18 protein-coding genes and 1 pseudogene are annotated in these 21776 nt (G+C 73.5%); 9 read left to right on the forward strand and 10 right to left on the reverse strand.

Going from position 1 to position 21776, the window contains the following annotated elements; genetic code table 11:
* Nucleotides 1-7 precede the first annotated feature (7 nt).
* Both QA802_RS35840 and QA802_RS35845 read left to right on the forward strand, forming a co-directional pair.
* Entirely contained in the window at nt 8-1825 is a 1818-nt protein-coding gene (locus tag QA802_RS35840) for an ABC transporter permease subunit (RefSeq protein ID WP_334531716.1), read from the forward strand.
* Nucleotides 1822-3051: an MDR family MFS transporter gene (locus QA802_RS35845; RefSeq protein ID WP_334531719.1), complete on the forward strand. Its 1230-nt coding sequence runs from the start codon at nt 1822-1824 to the stop codon at nt 3049-3051. Before QA802_RS35840 ends, QA802_RS35845 begins: the two co-directional genes overlap by 4 nt.
* 384 nt (nt 3052-3435) lie before the next feature.
* Here QA802_RS35845 and QA802_RS35850 read toward each other — a convergent pair whose 3' ends face one another.
* The gene (locus QA802_RS35850) at nt 3436-4191 is read right to left on the reverse strand and encodes a CDP-alcohol phosphatidyltransferase family protein (protein WP_334531722.1); all 756 of its coding nucleotides are present in this window, start codon (nt 4189-4191) and stop codon (nt 3436-3438) included.
* Between the two features lie 108 nt (nt 4192-4299).
* On the opposite strand from QA802_RS35850, the gene QA802_RS35855 reads away from it, so the two are divergent.
* The 5 genes from QA802_RS35855 to QA802_RS35875 all read left to right on the forward strand — a co-directional run bounded on the left by QA802_RS35855 (nt 4300) and on the right by QA802_RS35875 (nt 9545).
* Complete coding sequence (locus QA802_RS35855) at nt 4300-5289, forward strand: zinc-dependent alcohol dehydrogenase (protein WP_334531725.1); 990 nt, start codon at nt 4300-4302, stop codon at nt 5287-5289.
* Between the two features lie 113 nt (nt 5290-5402).
* Nucleotides 5403-5801: a 6-pyruvoyl trahydropterin synthase family protein gene (locus QA802_RS35860; protein ID WP_319170398.1), complete on the forward strand. Its 399-nt coding sequence runs from the start codon at nt 5403-5405 to the stop codon at nt 5799-5801.
* On the forward strand, nt 5798-6991 hold the full coding sequence (locus tag QA802_RS35865; RefSeq protein ID WP_334531733.1) for a glycosyltransferase family 4 protein: 1194 nt from the start codon (nt 5798-5800) through the stop codon (nt 6989-6991). The genes QA802_RS35860 and QA802_RS35865 overlap by 4 nt, the downstream gene beginning before the upstream one ends.
* A complete protein-coding gene (locus QA802_RS35870) occupies nt 6988-8079 on the forward strand; it encodes a methyltransferase domain-containing protein (RefSeq protein ID WP_334531736.1) in 1092 nt (363 codons plus the stop codon). The genes QA802_RS35865 and QA802_RS35870 overlap by 4 nt, the downstream gene beginning before the upstream one ends.
* Nucleotides 8076-9545: a lysylphosphatidylglycerol synthase transmembrane domain-containing protein gene (locus QA802_RS35875; RefSeq protein ID WP_443042224.1), complete on the forward strand. Its 1470-nt coding sequence runs from the start codon at nt 8076-8078 to the stop codon at nt 9543-9545. The genes QA802_RS35870 and QA802_RS35875 overlap by 4 nt, the downstream gene beginning before the upstream one ends.
* Here the strand turns inward: QA802_RS35875 and QA802_RS35880 are convergent.
* Nucleotides 9518-10177, reverse strand: a pseudogene (locus QA802_RS35880) (creatininase family protein); the annotation flags it as partial. The gene QA802_RS35875 and the pseudogene QA802_RS35880 overlap by 28 nt on opposite strands.
* Nucleotides 10178-10215: 38 nt before the next feature.
* Between QA802_RS35880 and ribA the strand changes: the two are divergent.
* Nucleotides 10216-10875: a GTP cyclohydrolase II gene (gene ribA, locus QA802_RS35885; RefSeq protein WP_319170402.1), complete on the forward strand. Its 660-nt coding sequence runs from the start codon at nt 10216-10218 to the stop codon at nt 10873-10875.
* 114 nt (nt 10876-10989) lie between these two features.
* Here the strand turns inward: ribA and QA802_RS35890 are convergent, their stop codons facing one another.
* The 3 genes from QA802_RS35890 to QA802_RS35900 form a co-directional block, all read right to left on the reverse strand.
* Entirely contained in the window at nt 10990-12219 is a 1230-nt protein-coding gene (locus QA802_RS35890; protein ID WP_334531741.1) for a serine hydrolase domain-containing protein, read from the reverse strand.
* 63 nt (nt 12220-12282) lie between these two features.
* A complete protein-coding gene (locus QA802_RS35895; RefSeq protein ID WP_334531744.1) occupies nt 12283-13731 on the reverse strand; it encodes an MFS transporter in 1449 nt (482 codons plus the stop codon).
* Nucleotides 13728-14393, reverse strand: coding sequence for a TetR/AcrR family transcriptional regulator (locus tag QA802_RS35900; RefSeq protein WP_334531746.1), 666 nt, complete (start codon nt 14391-14393; stop codon nt 13728-13730). The genes QA802_RS35895 and QA802_RS35900 overlap by 4 nt, the downstream gene beginning before the upstream one ends.
* A 180-nt stretch (nt 14394-14573) precedes the next feature.
* On the opposite strand from QA802_RS35900, the gene QA802_RS35905 reads away from it, so the two are divergent.
* The gene (locus tag QA802_RS35905) at nt 14574-14984 is read left to right on the forward strand and encodes a VOC family protein (protein WP_334531748.1); all 411 of its coding nucleotides are present in this window, start codon (nt 14574-14576) and stop codon (nt 14982-14984) included.
* 93 nt (nt 14985-15077) lie between these two features.
* On the opposite strand, the gene QA802_RS35910 is transcribed toward QA802_RS35905, so the two are convergent.
* From QA802_RS35910 to zwf, 5 genes are all read right to left on the reverse strand, one after another.
* On the reverse strand, nt 15078-16571 hold the full coding sequence (locus tag QA802_RS35910) for a membrane-associated oxidoreductase (RefSeq protein WP_334531751.1): 1494 nt from the start codon (nt 16569-16571) through the stop codon (nt 15078-15080).
* 141 nt (nt 16572-16712) lie between these two features.
* Entirely contained in the window at nt 16713-17594 is an 882-nt protein-coding gene (gnd, locus tag QA802_RS35915) for a phosphogluconate dehydrogenase (NAD(+)-dependent, decarboxylating) (RefSeq protein WP_334535089.1), read from the reverse strand.
* An 18-nt stretch (nt 17595-17612) separates the two neighbouring features.
* Nucleotides 17613-19253 carry a glucose-6-phosphate isomerase gene (gene pgi / locus QA802_RS35920; RefSeq protein WP_334531754.1) on the reverse strand — a complete coding sequence of 547 codons (1641 nt, stop codon included), beginning with the start codon at nt 19251-19253 and terminating at the stop codon, nt 17613-17615.
* Nucleotides 19246-20181 carry a glucose-6-phosphate dehydrogenase assembly protein OpcA gene (opcA, locus tag QA802_RS35925; RefSeq protein ID WP_319171618.1) on the reverse strand — a complete coding sequence of 312 codons (936 nt, stop codon included), beginning with the start codon at nt 20179-20181 and terminating at the stop codon, nt 19246-19248. Before opcA ends, pgi begins: the two co-directional genes overlap by 8 nt.
* Nucleotides 20178-21722 carry a glucose-6-phosphate dehydrogenase gene (gene zwf, locus QA802_RS35930; protein ID WP_334531759.1) on the reverse strand — a complete coding sequence of 515 codons (1545 nt, stop codon included), beginning with the start codon at nt 21720-21722 and terminating at the stop codon, nt 20178-20180. The genes opcA and zwf overlap by 4 nt, the downstream gene beginning before the upstream one ends.
* Nucleotides 21723-21776: the final 54 nt, after the last annotated feature.

Here is a 21776-nt window from a genome sequence, read left to right on the forward strand (position 1 = left end):
CGACGACATGAGAAGCAAGGCGGGCACGCTGCTGTGGCGTGCCGTACTGGCCGCGCTGCTGGTGTGCGGGACCGGGCTGCTGCCGTGGATCTCGCACACCGACCCGGCGCTCACCGTGCTCAAGACACAGTCCGCCGACCGGGACGCCACCCCGCAGGCGCTCGCCGACGTCCGCGCCCGACTCGGCCTGGACGACGGCCCGCTGCACCTGCTCGGACAGTGGCTGGCGGGCCTGCCGCGCGGGGACGCCGGACGGTCCTGGATCTCCGGCGGACCGGTCATGCCCGACGTCCTCGCCGCCCTCGGCGCGTCACTGCTGCTGGTGACGGCAGCCCTCGTCGTCGCGCTGGTCACCGCCGCCGGCGTGTGCGCCCGCACCCTGCGCCTCGGCGCGCGAGGCGGCCTCGACGGCCGTCCCGCCGGAGGCTCCGGATCCGCCGTGCTGGCCGCGCTGCCGGAGTTCCTCATCGCCTCCGTCCTCGCCACGGTGGTCGGCGTGCAACTGGGCTGGCTGCCCGCCCTCGGCTGGTACGGCCCGCAGTGGACCGTGCTGCCCGCCCTCGCCCTCGGCCTGCCCGCCGGGGCCGTCCTCGGGCGGCTCCTCGACGACCAACTGCCCGCCGCCTTTGCCGAGCCCTGGGCGCTCGCCGCGGCCGCCCGCGGACTGCCCGTCCCGCGTATCGCCCGCAAGGCACTGCGCCGCTGCGTACCCGGACTGCTTCCCAACCTCGGACTGTTCCTGGTAGGACTGACCGGCGGATCCGTCGCCGTCGAGCAGATCTTCGACATCCCCGGCCTCGGCCGGACCACCCTCCAGGCGGCGATCGCCCAGGACCTGCCCGTCCTCCAGGCCGGCGTCCTCGTACTCGTCGCGCTCGCCGCCGTCACCACCGCCGTGGTCCGGCTCGCCGCCCGGCGGCTCATCGGACCCGCCCTGCGCGACGGGGCACTGCACACCCTGCACCGGCCGGCGCCGCCCGCCCGTCGGCTCCCGCCGCTCGCCCTCGGCGGCGCGCTGCTCGCCGTCATCCTCGCGGGGCTGCCCCGCGACCCGCTCGCCCTCGACACCGACGCCCGCCTCCAAGCCCCGTCCGCGACCCACCCGTTCGGAGCCGACGCCCTGGGCCGCGACGTCCTTGCCCGCGTCGCGCACGGCGCCCTCGACACCCTCACGCTCGCCCTCGCGATCAGCGCGGCCGCGCTGGCGGCCGGCGTCCTGCTCGGGCTGCTGCCCCGGCTGTCCGGGCCGCTCGTCGACACGGTGAACGCCGTCCCGCCCGTCCTCGCCGCGCTCCTGGTCGCCGCCGTCCGGGGCGGCGGAGCCTGGACGCCCGCCCTCGCCGTGGCCGTCGTCGCCTGGGCGCCGCTCGCCGCGCACACCTCCGCGCTGTTGCGCGAGGAACGGGCGACCCTCCACCTCACCGCCACCCGGGCCCTCGGCGCCGGACCCTGGCGACTGCTCACCGGCGAACTCCTGCCCGCCGTCCTGCCACCGGTCGCCCGCCACGCCCTCCTGCGGCTGCCCGGCATCGCCCTCGCCCTGGCCTCCCTCGGCTTCCTCGGCCTCGGCGCGCAGCCGCCGTCCCCCGAATGGGGCCTGCTGCTCGCCGAGAACCAGCCCTACGCCGAACGCGCCCCCTGGGCCGTCCTCGCCCCCGCCGCCGCCCTCGCCCTCCTCGGCGCCCTGGCGGTGACGGCGGCCGGACTGCGACCCCGCCCCCGACGACCCCGCCCACGACGACGCCGTACGGCAACGGACGCCGCCCTCGGCACGCACTCCAGCGAACGTCCCTCTTCGCAACCGGAGTTGGTGGGAGCGGCATGACGACCGTGCGGCTCCGAGCGCCTCACCGGACGAAGGGCGAGCCCCGACTCCCGTCCCTGCTCAAGCTGCTGATCGGCACTCAGTTCGCCTTCAACGTCGGCTTCTTCGCCGTGCTGCCGTTCCTCGCCGAGCACCTGGGCGACGCGGTGGGCATGGCCGGCTGGCTGGTCGGGTTCGTGCTGGGGCTGCGGACATTCAGCCAGCAGGGGCTGTTCGTGATCGGCGGGGCGCTCGCCGACCGCCACGGCGTACGGCCCGTCGTCCTCGCCGGGTGCGCGCTGCGCGTCGCCGGCTTCGTCTGGCTCGGCTACGCGCAGCAGACCTGGACGGTCATCGCGGCGGTGCTCCTGACCGGGTTCGCGGCCGCGCTGTTCTCGCCCGCCGTCGAGTCCGAGGCCGCACGGCAGGCCGTACTGCACGAGGACGCCGGCGGCGGTTCGCGGACCCGGGTACTGGCCCTGTTCACGGTCGCCGGACAGGCCGGGGCGTTCATCGGCCCGCTGCTCGGCGCGCTGCTCCTCGAGGTCGACTTCCGCACGGTGTGCCTGGCCGGCGCCGGGGTCTTCGTGCTCGTCCTCGCCGGTCACGCACGGCTGCTGCCACGGCACCTCCCCGGACGCGCCCGGGTCCGCGTGCGCGGCGGCATGCGACCACTGCTGCGCAACCGCCGCTTCCTCGCCCTGTGCTGCGCCTACGGCGCCTACCTCCTCGCCTACAACCAGCTCTACCTCGCCCTGCCCGCCGAGGTGGAGCGGGCGGCCGGTTCGCAGGCGCCGCTGGCCTGGCTGTTCGCGCTGTCCTCGCTGCTGGTGGTGACCGCCCAACTGCCCGTCACCCGGTGGGCGGGGGAGCGGATCGGCCCGCGCCGCTCGACGGCCGCCGGACTCGTGCTGATCGCCGCCGGGTTCGCCGTCGTGGCCGCCGCCCTGCCCGCCGGCCAAACCGGCACGGCCGGGCTGCTGCCCGCGGCCGGGTTCGTCGTACTGCTCACCCTCGGACAGATGCTCGTCGCACCCGCCGCCCGCGCCTGGGTGCCCGACCTCGCCGAGGAAGGCCGGCTCGGCCTGTACACCGGGGCGCTGTCCTCCGTCTCCGGGCTGATCGTGCTGCTCGGCAGCGCGGCCACCGGCGCACTCCTCGACACCGACCTGCCCACGGCCGTCCCCTGGCTGGCGCTGGCCGCACTGCCGGCGGCCGCCGTCCTGCTTCTGCCACGCCGCACGTGAACGCGGGCGCCGGGGGCGAGGCGCGGGCCGGGCGTGCGGGCTGCGGGCGAAGGCGTGTGTCGGGGTGTGCGCGGGCGGTGGTGGCGGTGTGGCGTGAACCCGGGCGGGTGTGGCTCGTCGGGTGCCGGGAGGGGCGCGGTGCCGGGCAGCGCTGCTGTCGACGCCGGTGACTTCACCGGCCGATGGTGCTGGGCGCTGCCGGGTCGGCCGTGGGTCTCCGCGTCCGCGTCCGGGTCCGGGTCCGGACCCGGGTCCGCAGGCTCGCGGGGGGCCGCCTTCGCCGTCGTACGGGCGCGCCCGAGGCGGTCGTCACCGCGAGGACTGCGAGGGGATTGCGAGGGGACGGCGAAGGGGCCGTGCCGGGGCCCCTTAGGGAGTTGCGGACTACACGAGCTCCAGGACCTTCTCCGCCGGGGTCTGCGCCGCGACCCGCGAGGTACGCCACAGCCACAGCACGTCCCGGCCGAACGACCACACCAGCGAGCCCAGCGCCAGCAGCACGACCGCGAAGTTCGCGGCGTACGGCAGCAGATCGGCGCCGGCCAGCAGCAACAGGACGCCCTGCAGCGCGGCGACCGTCTTGCGGGCGGTGCTCGGCGGCAGCGGGGCGTTGAGCCACGGGGCGACGCGGGCCGCCGCGACGAACACGTACCGCATCCCGCCGATCAGCAGCACCCACGGGCCCAGCGCCATCGACACGTACACGCTGAGCACCAGGATCAGGAACGCGTCGACCTCCATGTCGAACCGCGCGCCCAGCGCCGTCGAGGTGTTGGTGCGGCGGGCGACCTTGCCGTCGACGCCGTCGAGGATCAGGGCCACCGCCGTCAGACCGACCAGCAGCGACACCGGCGGCGCGCTCTCGAAGGAGTCCGCGACCAGCGCGGTCACCCCGCCGACCAGCGTCGCCCGGCCCAGCGTGACCCGGTTGGCCGGGCCGAACGAGCGCAGACTGGAACGGTGCAGCGCCCGCGAGAGGACCGCCCAGGTGGCGATGGCGAAGACGAGGCCGGTGACCCAGCCCGCCGGCCCCATGCCTATCGCCGTGCCGAGCAGGGCCAGCAACAGGATCTGCACGCCCGCTCCCACAGCGGTCTCCTGCTGGACCAGCCTCGCGTCGTAAGTGTTGTTCAGGGCCACCGCACGTTCCTCCGGCCAGATGACAGAGATGATCAGTGCCGCGTACTGTGCGCGGACTGTGCACACCTCGGTACGTGAACAGGTTCCCGATCGTTCAGGAGGATGCGGATGTCGACCGGCGCACGTGCGTTCTGGGTCACCTCTCCGGGAGAAGGCGAGATCCGCCACGTCGATGTTCGAGGCCCCGCCGAGGGCGAGGTCCTGGTGCGTTCGCTGTGGTCGGGCGTCAGCCGCGGCACGGAGACCCTCGTCTTCCGCGGCGGGGTGCCCGAGAGCCAGCACGCCGTCATGCGGGCCCCGTTCCAGGAGGGCGACTTCCCCGGGCCCGTGAAGTACGGCTATCTCAACGTGGGAGTGGTGGAGCAAGGTCCCGCGGCGCTCGTCGGGCGCACGGTCTTCTGCCTCTACCCGCACCAGACGCGGTACGTCGTCCCGGCGACGGCGGTGACCGTCGTACCGGACTCGGTGCCCGCCGAACGCGCCGTCCTCGCCGGCACCGTCGAGACGGCCGTCAACGCGCTGTGGGACGCCGCACCGCTGGCCGGCGACCGGATCGCGGTGGTCGGCGGCGGCATGGTCGGCTGCTCGGTGGCCGCGCTGCTCGCCCGCTTCCCCGGCGTGCGCGTACAGCTCGTCGACGCCGACCCGGCGCGCGCGACGATCGCGCAGGCGCTCGGCGTCGACTTCGCGACCCCCGCGGAAGCGGTCGGCGGCCGCGACCTCGTGGTGCACGCCAGCGCGACCGAACAGGGCCTCACCCGCTCCCTGGAACTCCTCGCCGACGAGGGCACGGTCCTCGAACTGAGCTGGTACGGCGACCGCAAGGTGTCCCTCCCGCTGGGCGAGGACTTCCACTCCCGCCGGCTGGTCGTCCGCAGCAGCCAGGTCGGCGCCGTCTCCCCGGCCCGCCGCGCCAGCCGCACCTACGCCGACCGGCTCGCCCTCGCGCTGGAGCTGCTGGCCGACCCGGCGCTCGACGCCCTTGTCACCGGAGACAGCGCCTTCGAGGAGCTGCCGGACGTCATGCCGAAACTCGCATCCGGCGAGATCCCCGCCCTGTGCCACCGCATCGGGTACGGACAGGAGCGCCTGACCTGAGAAAAAGCGTGAGATCCGGCTGAACGGGGGGAACCGGGGAGCCGTACTACACGGCACCCCCCGGTCGCCCAATGACCGGGGGACCAGACGCGCCGCACCTGGAGGGTCGTCCGTTGTTCAGTGTCACCGTCCGCGATCACATCATGATCGCCCACAGCTTCCGTGGCGAGGTCTTCGGGCCCGCGCAGCGCCTGCACGGAGCGACGTTCCTGGTGGACGCCACCTTCCGGCGCGAGCAGCTCGACGACGACAACATCGTCGTCGACATCGGACTCGCCACGCAGGAGCTCGGGGCCGTGGTCAGCGAGCTGAACTACCGCAACCTCGACAACGAGCCCGAATTCGCCGGGATCAACACGTCGACCGAGTTCCTCGCCAAGGTCGTCGCCGACCGGCTCGCGGAGCGCATCCACAAGGGCGCGCTCGGCGAGGGGGCCCGGGGCATCACCGCCATCGCCGTCTCGCTGCACGAGTCGCACATCGCCTGGGCGAGTTACGAGCGTGCGCTGTGACCGACACGACCCTGGAGAAGGCCGTGCCCGCGGCCCCGCTCGCCTACGTGCCGACGCAGGCGGCGCTCCCCAAGATCGGCGGGATCATCCCCATGTCCCTGCGCTCCGTGCACTTCGTGATGCCGGGCGGCGTCGACGACGCGGCGAACCCCAGCGGCGGCAACGCCTACGACCGCCGCCTCTGCCTGGATCTGCCCGGCTTCGGCTGGCAGGTCCACAAGCACCTGGTGTCCGGTTCCTGGCCCCGGCCGGAAGTGGCCGCCTGCGCGGAACTGGCCGCCACGCTGCGTGAGTTCCCTGACGGCACGATCGTCCTGCTCGACGGACTGGTCGCCTGCGGCGTCCCGGAGATCATCGCGCCGGAGGCCGAACGGCTGCGGCTCGTCGTCCTGGTGCACCTGCCGCTGGGCGACGAGCGCGGTCTCGCACCGGAGACCGCGGCCGAACTCGACGCCAAGGAGCGGGCCGTGCTGCGGGCCGTGCCCGCGGTGGTCGCCACCAGCGAGTGGGCGGTCCGCCGCCTCGTCTCCCACCACGGCCTCGCCCCCGAGCGCGTGCACGTCGCCGCCCCCGGCGCCGACATCGCCCCCCTCGCCTCCGGCACCGACGGGGTGTCCCGGCTGCTGTGCGTGGCCTCCGTGACCCCGCGCAAGGGCCAGCACCGGCTGGTGGAGGCGCTGGCCGCGGCCCGGGACCTGCCGTGGAGCTGCTCCTGCGTGGGCGGCCTCGGGCAGGACCCGGAGTACGTCGACCATCTGCGCGGCCTCATCCGCAGACACGGCCTCGAGGACCGGCTGGAGCTGGCGGGCCCCAAGTCGGGCGCCGCACTCGACGCCGCCTACGCCTCCGCCGACCTCATGGTCCTCACCTCCTACGCCGAGACGTACGGCATGGCCGTCACGGAGGCGCTGGCCCGCGGCATCCCGGTCCTCGCGACCGACGTCGGCGGGCTGCCCGAGGCGGTCGGCCGCGCCCCCGACGGCGGCGTCCCCGGCATCCTCGTCCCGCCGGAGGACCCGGCGGCGCTCGCCGCCGAACTGCGCGGCTGGTTCGGCGAGGCCGACGTGCGACGTCGCCTCAAGGCGGCCGCGCGCAGCCGCCGGGCGGCCCTGAACGGCTGGGCGAGCACCGCCCAGAGCCTGGCCGGCGTGCTTGGCCGGCTCCCCAGCGAGCCCCGGAGGGCGGCATGAGGAAGACGACGGCGACCCCGGCCGACGTGGCGCGACGCGTGGGCGGCATCACGGTCCAACCGGGCCGGACGGAGAACGGTTCTGTGGCGGAGACCGGCTCGGTGACGAAGACTCTGGTCGCCGGTGACGGCGGCCTCGTGCGCCCGTCCGCGGTGCACGGCGTCGAGGCCGTGGCGCCGGGCGTCATCGCCGGCGCCGGACCGGTCGGCCTGCCGGGCGAGCGGCCCACCGTGCGGCTGCGCGACAGCGGGCCGGAGGAGCAGCCCCGCTACGCCCCCGAGTGGCTGGAGCTGCGCGAGCCCGCCGACGCCGCCGCCCGGGCGCTGGACCTGCTCGACCCGCTGCGGATCCGGCTCGCCAACCTGCCCGGCCGCAGCGGGCTCGCCATCCACGACCTGGGCTGCGGCACCGGCTCCATGGGCCGCTGGCTGGCCCCCCGGCTGGACGGCCCCCAGCACTGGGTCCTGCACGACCGCGACCCCTACCTCCTGCACTTCGCGGCCGTCGCCTCGCCGCGGGCGGCCGCCGACGGCAGCCGGGTCACCGTGGAGACACGACGCGGCGACGTCGCCCGGCTCACCCCGGACGCGCTGGCCGGCGCCTCGCTGGTGACCGCCTCCGCGCTGCTCGACGTCCTCACCCGCGAGGAGATCGAGACGCTCGCCGCGGCCTGCGCGGGCGCGGGCTGCCCGGCGCTGCTGACGCTGTCGGTCGCCGGCCGCGTCGAGTTCAGCGCCCCGGACCCGCTCGACCAGGAGATCGCGGCCGCCTTCAACGACCACCAGCGGCGCGCCGGCCTCCTCGGGCCGGACGCCGTCGACGTCGCCTGCGAGGCGTTCGCCGAACACGGCGCGACCGTCAAGGTGCACCCCAGCCCGTGGCGGCTCGGCGCGGAGAACGTCGGCCTGACCGCGCAGTGGCTGCGCGGCTGGGTCGGCGCGGCCGTGGAGGAGCGCCCCGAACTGGCCGAGCGCGCCGAGCCCTACCTGGCGGCCCGGCTCGCCGCCTGCGCGGCGGGCGACCTGCACGTCACCGTGCACCACAGCGACCTGCTCGCGCTGGCCCGCCCCACGGGCGGAGCCGGATGAGCGCGGAGACGGTCGGCCCGCGGGTCCTCGCCGCGGCGGCGCCCGTGCTGTGGGGCGGGGCCGCCCGGCCTGCCGTCCTGCCTGCCGCCGTCCTGCCTGCTGCCCGGCGGCCGCCGCGCGGACCCGTGGCCGTCCGCACCGGGCCCGCCGTGTCCGAGGCCCGCATCGGGGTCATCGTGACCGAACCGCACACCGATTCACACACCGGGCCGCGCACCGATTCACACACCGAACCGCACACCGGGCCGCGCACCGGGTCGTCCCGGCTGGGGGGCCTGCGCGCACTGCGGGCTCTGCTCGCCCACCGTGCCCTGCGCACGCACTTCGGGACCGTCGCCGGAGTCGTCATCCTCACCGTCCTGCTGTGGCGGCTGGGCACCGGCGTCTTCCTGGACGGGCTGCGGCGGATCGACGCGCCGACCCTGCTGGCGGCGCTCGCCATCGGCGCGGTCACCACCGTGTTCAGCGCCTGGCGATGGGCACTGGTGGCCCGCGCGCTGCACATCCGGCTGCCGCTCGGCCCCGCCGTCGCCGACTACTACCGGGCCCTGTTCCTCAACTCGGCGCTGCCCGGCGGCGTCCTCGGCGACGTGCACCGCGCGGTCCGGCACGGGCAGAGCGCCGGCGACGTCGGACGCGGCGTGCGGGCCGTCGTCCTGGAGCGCACCGCGGGACAGCTGGTGCTGGCCGTGGCCGGCGTGACGATTCTGCTGACCCTGCCCTCCCCGGTCATGGCGGACGCCCGCCAGATCGCGCCGATCGTGCTGCTGGCCGGCGCGGGCGCGCTCGCCGTCGTCCTCGCCGTCCGCATGAACCGCGCCGCGCCGCGGCGTGGGGGGCGGCTGGCGGCGACGCTCGCCGAGGCGCGCGAGGGGCTGGTGTCGCGGCGCAACGGGCCGGGCGTCGCCCTGTCCTCGGCGGCCGTACTGACCGGGCACCTCGGGATGTTCGTGGTGGCCGCCCGGGTCGCCGGCTCCGGCGCCTCCGTGCTCACGCTGCTGCCTATCGCCGTCCTCGCCCTGCTCGCCATGGGCCTGCCGCTGAACGTCGGCGGCTGGGGCCCCCGCGAGGGCGTCACCGCGTGGGCGTTCGGCGCGGCCGGGCTCGGCGCGAGCACCGGCCTCGCGGTCGCCGTCGTGTACGGCGTGCTCAGCTTCGTCGCGGCGCTGCCGGGGGCGGTCGTGCTCGTCGTCCGCTGGTACGCGGGACTGCGCGACCGGAGCCCCGGCGCTGCCGAGGCCACTGAGACCGCCAAGGCCGCTGAGCCCGCCAAGGCCGCTGAGCCCGCTGAGCCCGCTGAGGCCGTGCTGACCACCGTGGCCGCCGAGGCCGTTCAGGCTTCGGAGGATTCCGCGGTGAGCAGCGAGAAATACGCGCCGAAGGAATCCGCCAGGCTCGCCAGGAGTTCCTTTCCCTTTTCCGCGGACCCGAGGGAAGGACGGCCGATGACGCCCGAATCGGTATAGGCGGACATTCCCAGCGTGAGCAGATGACGGCGGTCGTCCGCGACGAAATCGGCCGACTCGTAACCAGGCCGGACGAGTTCGGGGTGGGCGTGCAGCAGGATCGAGGTCTCGATCTCCCCGGCGTGCATGTCGGTGAGCAGCGAGGTCGACACCCCGGACCGCGTCAGCGCCGCCTCCCAGTCCTCCGGGGCCGGGAAGAGCGCCATCGGCTCACCTGCGGCGGTGGACTCCTGGACGACGTTGCCCAGGACGTAGTTCCCGCCGTGTCCGTTGACCAGCACCAGGGCCTCGACGCCCGAGCGGCGCAGCGACGCCGCGATGTCCCGTACCACCGCGTGAAGGGTCACCGAGGAGATGCTGACGGTTCCCGGCCAGGCCGCGTGCTCGTGCGAGCAGGCGATGGTCACCGGCGGGAGGAGGTGCACCGGGTACTCCCCGGCGATCTCCCGGGCGATGGCGCAGGCCACCAGGGTGTCGGTGGCCAGCGGCAGGTGCGGGCCGTGCTGTTCGAAGCTCCCGACGGGAAGAACCGCCACCTGCGTCGAGACGCCGGCGCCCCGGGTCCGTACGTCTTCGGTAGTGTCCGTCGGCACCAGTCCGTACGCCGCCGACCGTATGTCCGAACCACTCATTTCTTCCCGGCCCTTCGTCTCTGCTTAGGAACCAGATCATGACAGAAAAAATTGGCGTACTCGGCACGAAGACCCCGCAGCGCACCGGTGTGGAACGCGTGGTGAATGCCCCCCTGCCCACCGTGTACGGCAAATTCCAGGCGATCGGCTACATGGACCACGACCGAGGTGACGAACAAGTCGCCCTGGTGTACGGGGAGATAGGCGCCGAGGGGGTGCTGACCCGGCTGCATTCCGAATGCCTGACCGGAGACGCGTTCGGCTCCCAGCACTGCGAGTGCGGCGCGCAGTTGGAGTCCGCGCTGCAGGCGGTCGTCGCGGAGGGCAGCGGCATCGTCGTCTACCTGCGCGGCCACGAGGGCCGCGGCATCGGGCTGCTGGGCAAGCTGCGCGCGATGGCGTTGCAGGCGGAGGGCCTGGACACCGTCGAGGCGAACGTCGCTCTCGGGTTCCCGGTCGACGCCCGCGACTACAAGGTGGCCGCCGACATCCTGCGCGACCTGGGCGTGGACTCCGTCCGCCTGATGTCGAACAACCCGCGCAAGCGGGAGGCGCTGACGGACAACGGCATCAGGGTCGCCGAAGAGGTGCCGCTGCTGATCGAGCCGTGCGAGAACAACATCACCTACCTGCGCACCAAGCGGGAGCGGATGGACCACCGGCTCCCCCACCTGGACGCGGTGGCCCACTGGTCCTGAGCGAGCCACGGCCCCCGGCCCCTCGGCTCACGGCCCCGGACCCCCGGCTCGCGGCCTCGGTGCAAGGGCCGGGCCGGGGCCGCGGCCGGCCGGGAGGCGCGCCGCCTTCCGCCGTCAGTCCGTGATCGCCTCGTGCACCAGGCGCTTGAGGTCGGGGTAGAGCTTCAGGGACCGCCTCGGCCTCAGCTGGGTCAGGAACTGCACGCTCACGTCGTGGGCCGGGTCGACCCAGAAGGTCGTGGTCGCGACGCCGCTCCAGCCGTACGTGCCGAGGCCCGAGGGCGCTTGAGTGCGGCTCGGGTCGATGACGACGGAGACGCCGAGGCCGAAGCCGACGCCGTCGTTGCCGGGCTCGTCGTGGGCGGGGCGGCTGCCGAAGGCGCGTAGGTCGACGCCGTCGGGCAGGTGGCTGGCCGTCATCAGGTCGACCGTGTGCGGCTGGAGCAGCCGCACCCCGTCGAGCTCGCCGCGGCGGCGCAGCATCTCGGTGAAACGGTGGATGTCGTAGGCGGTCGCCACCATGCCGCCGCTGCCGGACAGGAAGCGGGGGCGGCCGGACAACGGCAGTCCCGGGATCGGCTCGATGCCGCCGCCGTCGCTGTCGCCGTACAGCTCCGCCAGCCGGCCGGCCTGCTCGGCCGTGACCTGGAAGCCGGCGTCGGGCATGCCGAGGGGGCGGAAGACCCGCTCGGCGACGAACTCGTCCAGGGCCTTGCCGGAGACGACCTCGATGACGCGGCCCAGGACGTTGGTGGCCACCGAGTAGTTCCACTGCGTGCCCGGCTCGAACTGCAGCGGCAGCCGCGCGTACGCCTCCACCGTCCCGGCCAGGTCCGAGCCCGGCAGTACCGCCGACTCCAGGCCGGCCCGACGGTAGAGGGCGTCGACGGGGTGACAGTGGTAGAAGGCGAAGGTGAGACCGGCGGTGTGCGTCATCAGGTGCTTCACCAGCAGGGGCCGCTCGAGCGGGCGGGTGGTGACATCCGCTCCGGAGCCGGCCTCGTACACCCGCATGCCGGCGAACGCCGGCAGATGGTCGGCCACCGGGTCGTCGAGCCGTAGCCGTCCCTCCTCCACCAGTATCAGCGCGGCCACCGAGGTGACCGGTTTGGTCATGGAGTAGATCCGGTAGAGGGTGTCGTGCTCGACGGGGAGTCCGGCGGCGATGTCGCGACGGCCGTACGCGGTCAGGTGGGCGACCCTGCCGCCGCGGGAGACGGCCAGCAGGAATCCGGGCAGGCGCCCTGCGTCGACCTGGCGGGTGACGTGCCGGTCGAGGCGGTCCAGCGCCTCCGGGTCCAGCCCGGCCTCGCTCGGTTCGGCCTCTTGTCGCAGCAGTGCCATCGTTCGTTCTCCTCCGGTGCGTTCGCTCGAGGCGTGGTCCCGGCCCGGCTCGACCGGACGGCCTCAGAACTCATCGTCGCGTAGGGACCGGCCGTGCGGACCCCTTTCGGCGTCAAGATCGATATGCGTCGCGTCGGCCGCCGACGAAACGCGGACGGCGGGAGGAGTGGGGACGGCGGGAGAAGCCGGGACGGCGGGAGGGGCGGGGGTCGGCCTGCCGGGCAGCGCGCGGCAGACCGGCAGTGCCGCGGCGGCGGCCAGGGCCAGCACGAGGAGCGGCGAGCGGGCCGGGCCGAGGCCCATGAGCACGGTCGCCGTCGCCACGCCCAGCACCGGCCCCACGTTCATCGCCGTCTGCTGCAGCCCGCCCGCGACCCCAGCCGACTCCGCGGGCGCCTGCCGCACGACGACATGGGTCGCCGCCACCATCACCGCCCCGAACCCCGCTCCCACCAGGGCGAACCCGGTGCAGAAGGAGAACGGCCCGACCGCCCGGGCGAGCACGAGGAGCCCGGCGGCGAGGACCGCTGTCGCGCCCGCGACCGTGGCACGGGCGCCGGCCCGGCGCAGCAGGACCGCGGAGGCGGGCGCGGCGGCCACCAGCAGCACGGCCAGCGGCAGACCGAGCAGGGCGGTGTGCAGCGCGGTGAGCCCCAGGCCGTCCTGGAGGACGTAGACGCAGGCGAACAGCCCGCCGTTGAGGGCCGCCGACGCGACGACGAGCATGCCGAGCGCCGCGCCCACCGCGGGGGAGCCGACGGCGTCCGACGGCAGCAGCGGGGAGACGGCACGTCGCTCGTGCCGGACGAACGCGACGCCGGCGAGCAGGGCGACGGGAGCCGACCAGCCGAGCGCGGGCAGTGTGACGAGGGTGTGCACCAGGCAGGCCAGGGCCGCCCCGAGCAGCAGGGCGCCCGGCAGGTCGAGCGCCACGCCCGCGGCGGGACGGGCCGGCTCCCGGGCGGCCAGGGCGAGGACGCCGAACAGCACCGTCGGCACGATGTTGAGGAGGAAGACGGCCCGCCAGCCGAACTCCGTGGCCAGCGCGCCGCCCACCACCGGACCGGCCGCCGCCGCCACGCCGATGGACGCGGTGCGCACGGCGAGGGCGGTCCGCAGCCGCTCGGGCGGGTACGCGGACCGCAGCATGCCCAGGGTGGCCGGTTGCAGCAGAGCGCCGAACACCCCCTGCACGACCCGCAGTCCGATCACCCAGCGCATGCCCGGCGCCAGCGCGAGACCCGCCGACGCGGCGCCGAAGCCGAGCATGCCGAGGGCGAAGAGGCGGCGGTGGCCGTAGCGGTCGCCGAGCCGTCCGGCGAACACCAACAGGCTTGCCACCGCGACGAGATACCCGGTGCCGGCCCACTGGACCTGGCTGAGGGAGGCGCCCAGGTCGCTGCGCAGGGCGGGCTGGGCGACGGTCAGGGCGGTGCCGTCCAGCGCGACCACCACGGCGCCGGCCACACTGCCGGTCAACGTCAGCGCCGGGGAGCGGCCGAAGCCCTTCACCGGCCCGCCTCCGGGCCGAGGTGCGCGTCGAGAACCGTGCGCAGCAGGGGGCGGAGGTCGTCCGTTCCGGTGGCGAGCTGGAGGCTGCCCCAGCGCCACAACTGGGCGATGCCGTGCAGGTTCGCCCACAGCGCGCCCGCGACCGCCCGGGCCTCGGGGACCGGGCCCGCGCTGCCGGGGCGGGCGGCGGCGACCAGCTCCACCAGCACGCCGAACAGCGGAAGGCTGGTGTCGCGCAGCTTCAAATGACCGCTCTCCAACAGGTCATGACGGAACATCAACTCATACATTCCGGGGTTCTCCATGGCGAACTCAAGGTAGGCGCGGGCCAGTTCGGCGAGTTCCGCACGCGGTTCGCGGGCCTCGCCGCCGCGCGCCGTCGTCACGCGGGCCGCGAGGTCGGTGAAGCCGCGGTGCGCGATCGCCGACAACAGCTCCAGGTGGGTGGGGAAGTGGCGTCGCGGCGCCCCGTGCGAGACGCCCGCCCGCCGCGCGATCTCCCGCAGCGTCAGCGCCGCGACGCCCTCACGGCCCACCAGCTCAACGCCGACGTCGATCAGACGGGAGCGCAGCTCCTGGCCTGGGGCGCTCGCGTGGTGGGGGGCGGGTGCAGGGGGCGGGGACGGGGGCTGGGACGGAGGCTGGGACTCGGGGCGGCTCATAGACATTGTCTACCAGCGCGAGGTAGACAGTGTCTACCATTCCTGCCCGGACGAGGGCGGCGTTCCGGTCGTAGGGCCTCAGGCGCAGGTCCGACGGCCGATGCCCCGGCGGCCGGGCGCGCCTAGGCTGCCGGGGCGGACGGACGCCGTCCGTGACACCGCTGGTGAGGAGAAGCAGAGATGCCCGTAGACGGCCGCAGTCACGTCCGTGTCGCCCGGCCCTCCCGCGACCTCGCCGCGGCCGAGCGGTTCTGGGCCGACGGGCTCGGCCTGCGGGTCCTCTGGCGGGCCGAGGGCGGCGACGAGCCCGGAGAGCACGAGCTGCTGATGCTCGGCTGGCCCGACGCCGGCTGGCACCTGGAGCTCGTCCACGAGCCCGGACGCCCCGTGGAACCCCGGCCGACGGAGGAGGACCTGCTGGTCGTCTACGTCGACGGCCCCGTTCCGGAGGAGCTGGTGGCCCGGCTGGAGCGGAGCGGCGGCAAGCAGGTGCGGTCGCCGAACCCGTACTGGAACGAGTGGGGAGTCACCGTCGAGGACCCCGACGGGTACCGGCTGGTGCTGTGCCGGCGCGGGTGGTCCAACGCCTGACCGCGTCGCCTGACCGCGATGCCTGACCGCACCGCCTGACCGCGACGCCTGACCCCAACGTCTGACCGCACCGCCTGTTCGCGGCGCCCCGGACTACTGGCGGCTCACCGTCCTGGTCACGCCGGCGACGACCGTGGTGGCCAGGATCCAGCCGGTCACGATGAGGACGTACGCCAGCCACTGGTATGGGCCGGCCGGCGCGTACGCGCTCTCCTGCCCGAAGGAGATCACCGGCAGCAGCAGGTCGAGGGTGAAGAAGACCGGGTTGAACGGCGGCGCCTCGCCCGCCTTGAGCGGGGCCGGGTGGTGCCCGGCGTACGCGAGCGAGCCGACGGCCAGCAGGGACAGCAGCCAGACGGCCGCGCGCAGCGGACGGAATCCGTAGCCGACGGCCGCGTCCTGAAGGTGGCCCCACGCGCGGCCGTACCAGGACAGGGTGCGGCGGTGCCGGCGCTGCTTGGCCAGCTGGACGACCCGGGCCGCCCGGTCGTCGCCGATCCGCCGGTAGGCGGCCGTCAACTGCTCGTAGGCGTGCGGGTCGAACGCGCCGTCGTCACGTTCCAGCATCGGCAGCCGCCGCTCGGCCGGCTCGTGCGGGGTGAGGAAGGTGTAGGTGAGGTCCAGCAGGCGCACCTGGTCGGGCAGCATCTCCGGGGCCAGCTGGAGCTGGCCCACTTCGGCCCGCCGCAGGTTGAGCCTGCCCTTGACCGGGGCGCCCTCGCGCAGCCACAGCTCCCCGATGACGCAGCTGCTCGCCCGCAGCGCGGTGCCGCCCGGGTTGGACAGGGTGGTGCGCAGCAGATCCACCCGGCCGGGGACGCGGGCGCCGCGCAGATCGATCCGGCCGTCCGCCCGCAGCCGCCGGCCCAACAGGTTGGAGCCCACCTCGAGGGACTCCGCCGTCAGCACCTGCGCGCCGGGGTTGCTCAGTTCGGCGTCCTCCAGGTCGATCGAGCCGGTCACGGAGGCGCCGTCGAGCCGGAAAAGGCCCCGCATGCGCAGGCCGCGGGCGCAGAGATCGTTGTCGATGGAGACCTGGTTGAACTGAAGGACGGGCTGGACCGGCTGGGCGGGCTGGACCGGCGGCTGACCGGGCGGCTGGGCGGGCTGGGCGGGGTCCGGGGCGGTGATCTGCGCCCCGTCGAGGTACAACGCGCCCGAGATCTGCGCTCTGCTGAGGCGCACCGGGCCGCTGATACGGCAGCGGGTCAGCCGTAGCCCGCCGTCGATCCGGGCGTGCGAGGCGTCCAGACCGGGCAGTTCGGACTCGCGCAGGCTGACGTAGGCGAGCTGAGCGCCGACCAGCCGCGGGGCCTCGTCGAAGCGGCACCGGACCAGCCGGAACATGCTGTCGACGACCGCCTGCCGCAGGTCCAGCAGGCCGGTGACATGCGCGCCGACGACTTTGAGGGCGGCTATCTCCCCCGGTTCCCGGGGGCCGTTGAGGAGCAGCGCCCGCAACACCGCCGCCCGCAGCACGGGTCGGGGCCAGTTTCCCTCGCCCGCGACGCGGAAGTCCACGGTCGCCCCCGTGGCGAAGGCCCGCCACACCCGTCGTTCGGCCGGTGTCAGTGTGTTGATCTCCATCAGCCGCGACTCTGGCGGGCCCTCGTGAGCGGTGTCAACCGCCTGTGCCCGTACGCCCGTAAGCCCCTCTGCCCGTAAGCCCCTCTGTCCGTAAGCCCCTCTGCCCTACGTCCTTACGCCCGTCCGCCGGTTCGGCCGGGTCTACTTCTCCGCCGACTCCACGGCGTGGCCGCCGAACTGGTTGCGCAGCGCGGCGATCATCTTCATCTGCAGCGAGTCGTCCTGCCGGGAGGCGAACCGCGCGAACAGCGACGCCGTGATGGCGGGCAGCGGCACGGCGTTGTCGATGGCGGCCTCGACGGTCCAGCGGCCCTCGCCGGAGTCCTCGGCGTAACCGCGCAGCTTGTCCAGGTGGGTGTCCTCGTCGAGGGCGTTGACCGCCAGGTCGAGCAGCCAGGACCGGATGACGGTGCCCTCCTGCCAGGACCGGAAGACCTCGCGCACGTTCTCCACCGAGTCGATCTTCTCCAGCAGCTCCCAGCCCTCGGCGTAGGCCTGCATCATGGCGTACTCGATGCCGTTGTGGACCATCTTCGAGAAGTGCCCGGCGCCGACCTTGCCCGCGTGGACGTAGCCGTACGGGCCGTCCGGCTTCAGGGCGTCGAAGATCGGCTGCACCCGGGCGATGTGCTCAGCGTCGCCGCCGACCATGAGGGCGTAGCCGTTCTGCAGGCCCCAGACGCCCCCTGAGACGCCCGCGTCGACGAAGCCGATGCCCTTGGCGCCGAGTTCGGCGGCGTGCTTCTCGTCGTCCGTCCAGCGGGAGTTGCCGCCGTCGACGACGGTGTCGCCGGGCTCGAGCAGGTCGCCGAGTTCGTCGACGACGGACTGGGTGGCGGCGCCGGCCGGGACCATCACCCACACCGTGCGCGGCGCCTCGAGGCTGCCGACGAGCTCGGCGAGGTCCTTGACGTCGGAGACCTCGGGGTTGCGGTCGAATCCGACGACGGTGTGGCCGGCGCGGCGGATCCGCTCGCGCATGTTGCCGCCCATCTTGCCCAGACCGACCAGGCCCAGCTGCATCGATGTCATGTCAGTTCTCTACTTCCTGAGTTCGCGGTAGGCGGCGACGAGAGCGGTGGTGGAGGGGTCGAGGCCGGGCACGTCGGCGCCTTCGGTGAGGGCCGGTTCGACGCGCTTGGCGAGGACCTTGCCGAGCTCCACGCCCCACTGGTCGAAGGAGTCGATGTTCCACACCGCGCCCTGCACGAACACCTTGTGCTCGTAGAGGGCGATGAGCTGGCCGAGCACCGACGGGGTCAGTGCGGTCGCCAGGATCGTGGTCGTGGGGTGGTCGCCCTGGAACGTCTTGTGGGCGACCAGCTCCTTTGGAACCCCTTCCGCGCGGACCTCCTCGGGCGTCCTGCCGAACGCCAGCGCCTGCGTCTGCGCGAAGAAGTTCGCCATCAACAGGTCGTGCTGGGCCGCCAGTTCGCCGCCCAGCTCGTCGACGGGCCGGGCGAAGCCGATGAAGTCCGCCGGGATGAGCTTCGTGCCCTGGTGGATCAACTGGTAGTAGGCGTGCTGCCCGTTGGTGCCGGGCGTGCCCCACACCACCGGCCCGGTCTGCCAGCTCACGGGCCGGCCCTCGCGGTCCACCGACTTGCCGTTGGACTCCATGTCCAGCTGCTGGAGATAGGCGGCGAACTTCGACAGATAGTGGCTGTAGGGCAGCACCGCGTGCGACTGGGCGTCGTGGAAGTTGCCGTACCAGACGCCCAGCAGGCCCAGGATCAGCGGGGCGTTCGACTCGGCAGGCGCGGTGCGGAAGTGCTCGTCGACGAGGTGGAACCCGTCGAGCAGCTCACGGAACCGGTCCGGGCCGACGGCGATCATCAGCGACAGGCCGATCGCCGAGTCGAAGGAGTAGCGGCCGCCGACCCAGTCCCAGAACTCGAACATGTTCGCCGTGTCGATGCCGAAGCCGGCGACCTTCCCGGCGTTCGTCGACAGCGCCACGAAGTGCCGGGCGACCGCCTTCTCGTCGCCGCCCAGCCCGTCCAGGAGCCAGGAACGGGCCGACGTGGCGTTGGTGATCGTCTCGATGGTGGTGAACGTCTTCGACGCGACGATGAACAGCGTCTCGGCCGGATCCAGGTCCCGGACCGCCTCGTGCAGGTCCGCGCCGTCCACGTTGGACACGAACCGGAACGTCAACTCGCGTGCGGTGTACGGCCGCAGCGCCTCGTAGGCCATCGCCGGGCCCAGGTCGGAACCGCCGATGCCGATGTTGACGACGTTGCGGATACGCCGCCCGGTGTGCCCGGTCCACTCGCCGGAGCGCACCCGCTCCGCGAAGCCGGCCATCCGGTCGAGCACGGCGTGCACCGCGGGGACCACGTTCTCTCCGTCGACCTCCACCACCGCGTCACGCGGCGCGCGCAGCGCGGTGTGCAGCACCGCACGGTCCTCGGTGAGGTTGATCCGCTCGCCGCGGAACATCGCGTCACGCAGCCCGAACACATCGGTGGCGGCAGCCAGTTCCTGCAGCAGCGCGAGGGTCTCGTCGGTGACGAGGTTCTTCGAGTAGTCGATGCGCAGATCACCGACGCGCACCACGTACCGCTCGGCGCGCTGCGGGTCCGTGGCGAACAGGTCCCGCAGACCCGCCTGCCGTCCGGCGCGGTGGTCGGCGAGGGCGGTCCACTCGGGCCGCCGGTCGGGACGGGGGGTGTCAGACATGAGCAGGGGTCTCCTTGGTGCCCTCGCCGCGCAGGGCGATGGCGTACATCTCGTCGGCGTCGAGGCGCCTGAGCTCCTCGGCGATGAGTTCGGAGGTGGTGCGGACCTTCAGCGCGAGGGTGCGCGAAGGCTGGCCGGGCAGGGTGAGCGTGGCCAGCGGGCCCTCGGGGCGGTCGATGACGATGTCGCCGTCCGCCGTGCCGAGCCGTACGGCCGTGACGACCGGGCCGTCGGTGACCACGCGGTCGATCGTGACCTTCAGCCGCGCCTCCAGCCAGCGGGCCAGCAGCTCCGCGGCGGGGTTGTCGGCCTCGGCCTCGACGGCGCCCGAGACGATCGGCACCCGGGCCTGGTCCAGGGCCGCCGCCAGCATCGAGCGCCACGGGGTGAGCCGGGTCCAGGCGAGATCGGTGTCGCCGGGCGCGTAGGAGCTCATCCGGGTCTCCAGGGCCCGCAGCGGGTTCTCGACGGCGTACAGGTCGGTGATCCTGCGCTGGGCCAGCGCGCCCAGCGGGTCCTTCGACGGGTTCTGCGGCGCGTCGACGGGCCACCACACGACGACCGGCGCGTCCGGCAGCAGCAGCGGCAGCACGACGGAGTCGGCGTGGTCGGAGACCTCGCCGTAGGTCCGCAGCACGACCGTCTCGCCGGTGCCGGCCTCCGAGCCGACCCGGACCTCGGCGTCCAGCCGCGACAGGGTGCGCTCGCGCGGGGTCCGGGCGTGCCGCTTGATGACGACGAGGGTGCGCGAGGGATGCTCGTGCGAGGCCTCCTCGGCCGCCTTGATCGCGTCGTAGGCGTTCTCCTCGTCCGTGACGATGACCATCGTCAGGACCATGCCCACGGCCGGTGTGCCGATGGCGCGGCGGCCCTTCACCAGCGCCTTGTTGATCTTGCTTGCAGTGGTGTCGGTCAGGTCGATCTTCATGGCCTGCGCCAGCTCCGTCCGTCTCGTGCGAGCATCTCGTCGGCTTCCTCGGGTCCCCAGCTGCCCGAGGGGTACTGCGCGGGCCTGCCGTGCCGTGCCCAGTACTCCTCGATCGGGTCGAGGATCTTCCAGGACTCTTCCACTTCCTGGTGGCGCGGGAACAGGTTGGCGTCGCCGAGCAGCACGTCCAGGATGAGGCGTTCGTACGCCTCGGGACTGGACTCGGTGAAGGACTCGCCGTAGGCGAAGTCCATCGTGACGTCCCGGATCTCCATGGAGGTGCCGGGCACCTTGGAGCCGAAGCGGACCGTGATGCCCTCGTCGGGCTGGACCCGGATGACGATGGCGTTCGCGCCGAGCTCCTCGGTGGCCGTGGAGTCGAAGGGGGAGTGCGGGGCCCGCTGGAAGACGACCGCGATCTCGGTCACGCGCCGGCCGAGGCGCTTGCCGGTGCGCAGGTAGAACGGGACGCCCGCCCAACGCCGGTTGTCGACGTTCAGCTTCACCGCGGCGAACGTGTCCGTCGTGGACGACGGGTCGATGCCGTCCTCATCGAGGTAGCCGCGCACCCTCTCACCGCCCTGCCAGGCAGCCGCGTACTGCGCCCGCACGGTGTGCAGGCCCAGGTCGTCGGGCAGCTTCACGGACCGCAGGACCTTGAGCTTCTCGGTGAGCAGCGAGGAGGCGTCGAAGGAGGCCGGCTCCTCCATGGCGGTCAGTGCCATCAGCTGGAGGAGGTGGTTCTGGATGACGTCACGGGCCGAGCCGATCCCGTCGTAGTAGCCGGCCCGGCCGCCGATGCCGATGTCCTCGGCCATGGTGATCTGCACGTGGTCCACGAACGACCGGTTCCAGATCGGCTCGAACATGGTGTTCGCGAAGCGGAGCGCCAGAATGTTCTGGACGGTCTCCTTGCCCAGGTAGTGGTCGATGCGGAAGACCTGGTCGGGTTCGAACACGTCGTGCACCACCGCGTTGAGCTCCTGAGCGCTCGCCAGGTCGCGCCCGAACGGCTTCTCGATGACCGCGCGCCGCCAGGAGCCCTCCGGCGCCTTCGCCAGCCCGTGCTTCTTGAGCTGCTCGACCACCTTGGGGAAGAACTTCGGCGGCACGGAGAGGTAGAAGGCGAAGTTGCCGCCGGTGCCCCGGGACGCGTCCAGCTCCTCCACGGCCGTCTTGAGCTGCTTGAACGCCGTGTCGTCGTCGAAGTCGCCGGGGATGAACCGCATGCCCTCGGCGAGCTGCTGCCAGACCTCCTCGCGGAACGGGGTGCGGGCGTGCTCGCGCACCGCGTCGTGGACGATCTGCGCGAAGTCCTCGTCCTCCCAGTCACGGCGGGCGAAGCCGACGAGCGAGAAGCCCGGCGGGAGCAGCCCGCGGTTGGCGAGGTCGTACACCGCGGGCATCAGTTTCTTGCGGGACAGGTCGCCCGTCACCCCGAAGATGACGAGGCCGGACGGGCCCGCGATGCGGGGCAGGCGCCGGTCGCGGGGGTCCCTCAGAGGGTTCTCCCAGGCCGCGCCGAGACTGCTGCTGCTCATTCCGCGTCAACTCCCTTGATCGTCGGCGGCTTCGAGACCGTGTCCAGAGGGTTC

This window comes from Streptomyces sp. B21-105 (assembly GCF_036898465.1).
Lineage (GTDB): Bacteria > Actinomycetota > Actinomycetes > Streptomycetales > Streptomycetaceae > Streptomyces.

Coding starts and splice junctions, on each gene's coding strand:
- QA802_RS35855 (WP_334531725.1), top strand. CDS start 4,300: ATGTCGACCGGCGCACGTGCGTTCTGGGTCACCTCTCCGGGAGAAGGC.
- QA802_RS35875 (WP_443042224.1), top strand. CDS start 8,076: ATGAGCGCGGAGACGGTCGGCCCGCGGGTCCTCGCCGCGGCGGCGCCC.
- QA802_RS35890 (WP_334531741.1), bottom strand. CDS start 12,219: ATGGCACTGCTGCGACAAGAGGCCGAACCGAGCGAGGCCGGGCTGGAC.
- gnd (WP_334535089.1), bottom strand. CDS start 17,594: ATGCAGCTGGGCCTGGTCGGTCTGGGCAAGATGGGCGGCAACATGCGC.
- QA802_RS35840 (WP_334531716.1), top strand. CDS start 8: ATGAGAAGCAAGGCGGGCACGCTGCTGTGGCGTGCCGTACTGGCCGCG.
- ribA (WP_319170402.1), top strand. CDS start 10,216: ATGACAGAAAAAATTGGCGTACTCGGCACGAAGACCCCGCAGCGCACC.
- QA802_RS35845 (WP_334531719.1), top strand. CDS start 1,822: ATGACGACCGTGCGGCTCCGAGCGCCTCACCGGACGAAGGGCGAGCCC.
- zwf (WP_334531759.1), bottom strand. CDS start 21,722: ATGAGCAGCAGCAGTCTCGGCGCGGCCTGGGAGAACCCTCTGAGGGAC.
- QA802_RS35910 (WP_334531751.1), bottom strand. CDS start 16,571: ATGGAGATCAACACACTGACACCGGCCGAACGACGGGTGTGGCGGGCC.
- pgi (WP_334531754.1), bottom strand. CDS start 19,253: ATGTCTGACACCCCCCGTCCCGACCGGCGGCCCGAGTGGACCGCCCTC.
- opcA (WP_319171618.1), bottom strand. CDS start 20,181: ATGAAGATCGACCTGACCGACACCACTGCAAGCAAGATCAACAAGGCG.
- QA802_RS35900 (WP_334531746.1), bottom strand. CDS start 14,393: ATGAGCCGCCCCGAGTCCCAGCCTCCGTCCCAGCCCCCGTCCCCGCCC.
- QA802_RS35870 (WP_334531736.1), top strand. CDS start 6,988: ATGAGGAAGACGACGGCGACCCCGGCCGACGTGGCGCGACGCGTGGGC.
- QA802_RS35905 (WP_334531748.1), top strand. CDS start 14,574: ATGCCCGTAGACGGCCGCAGTCACGTCCGTGTCGCCCGGCCCTCCCGC.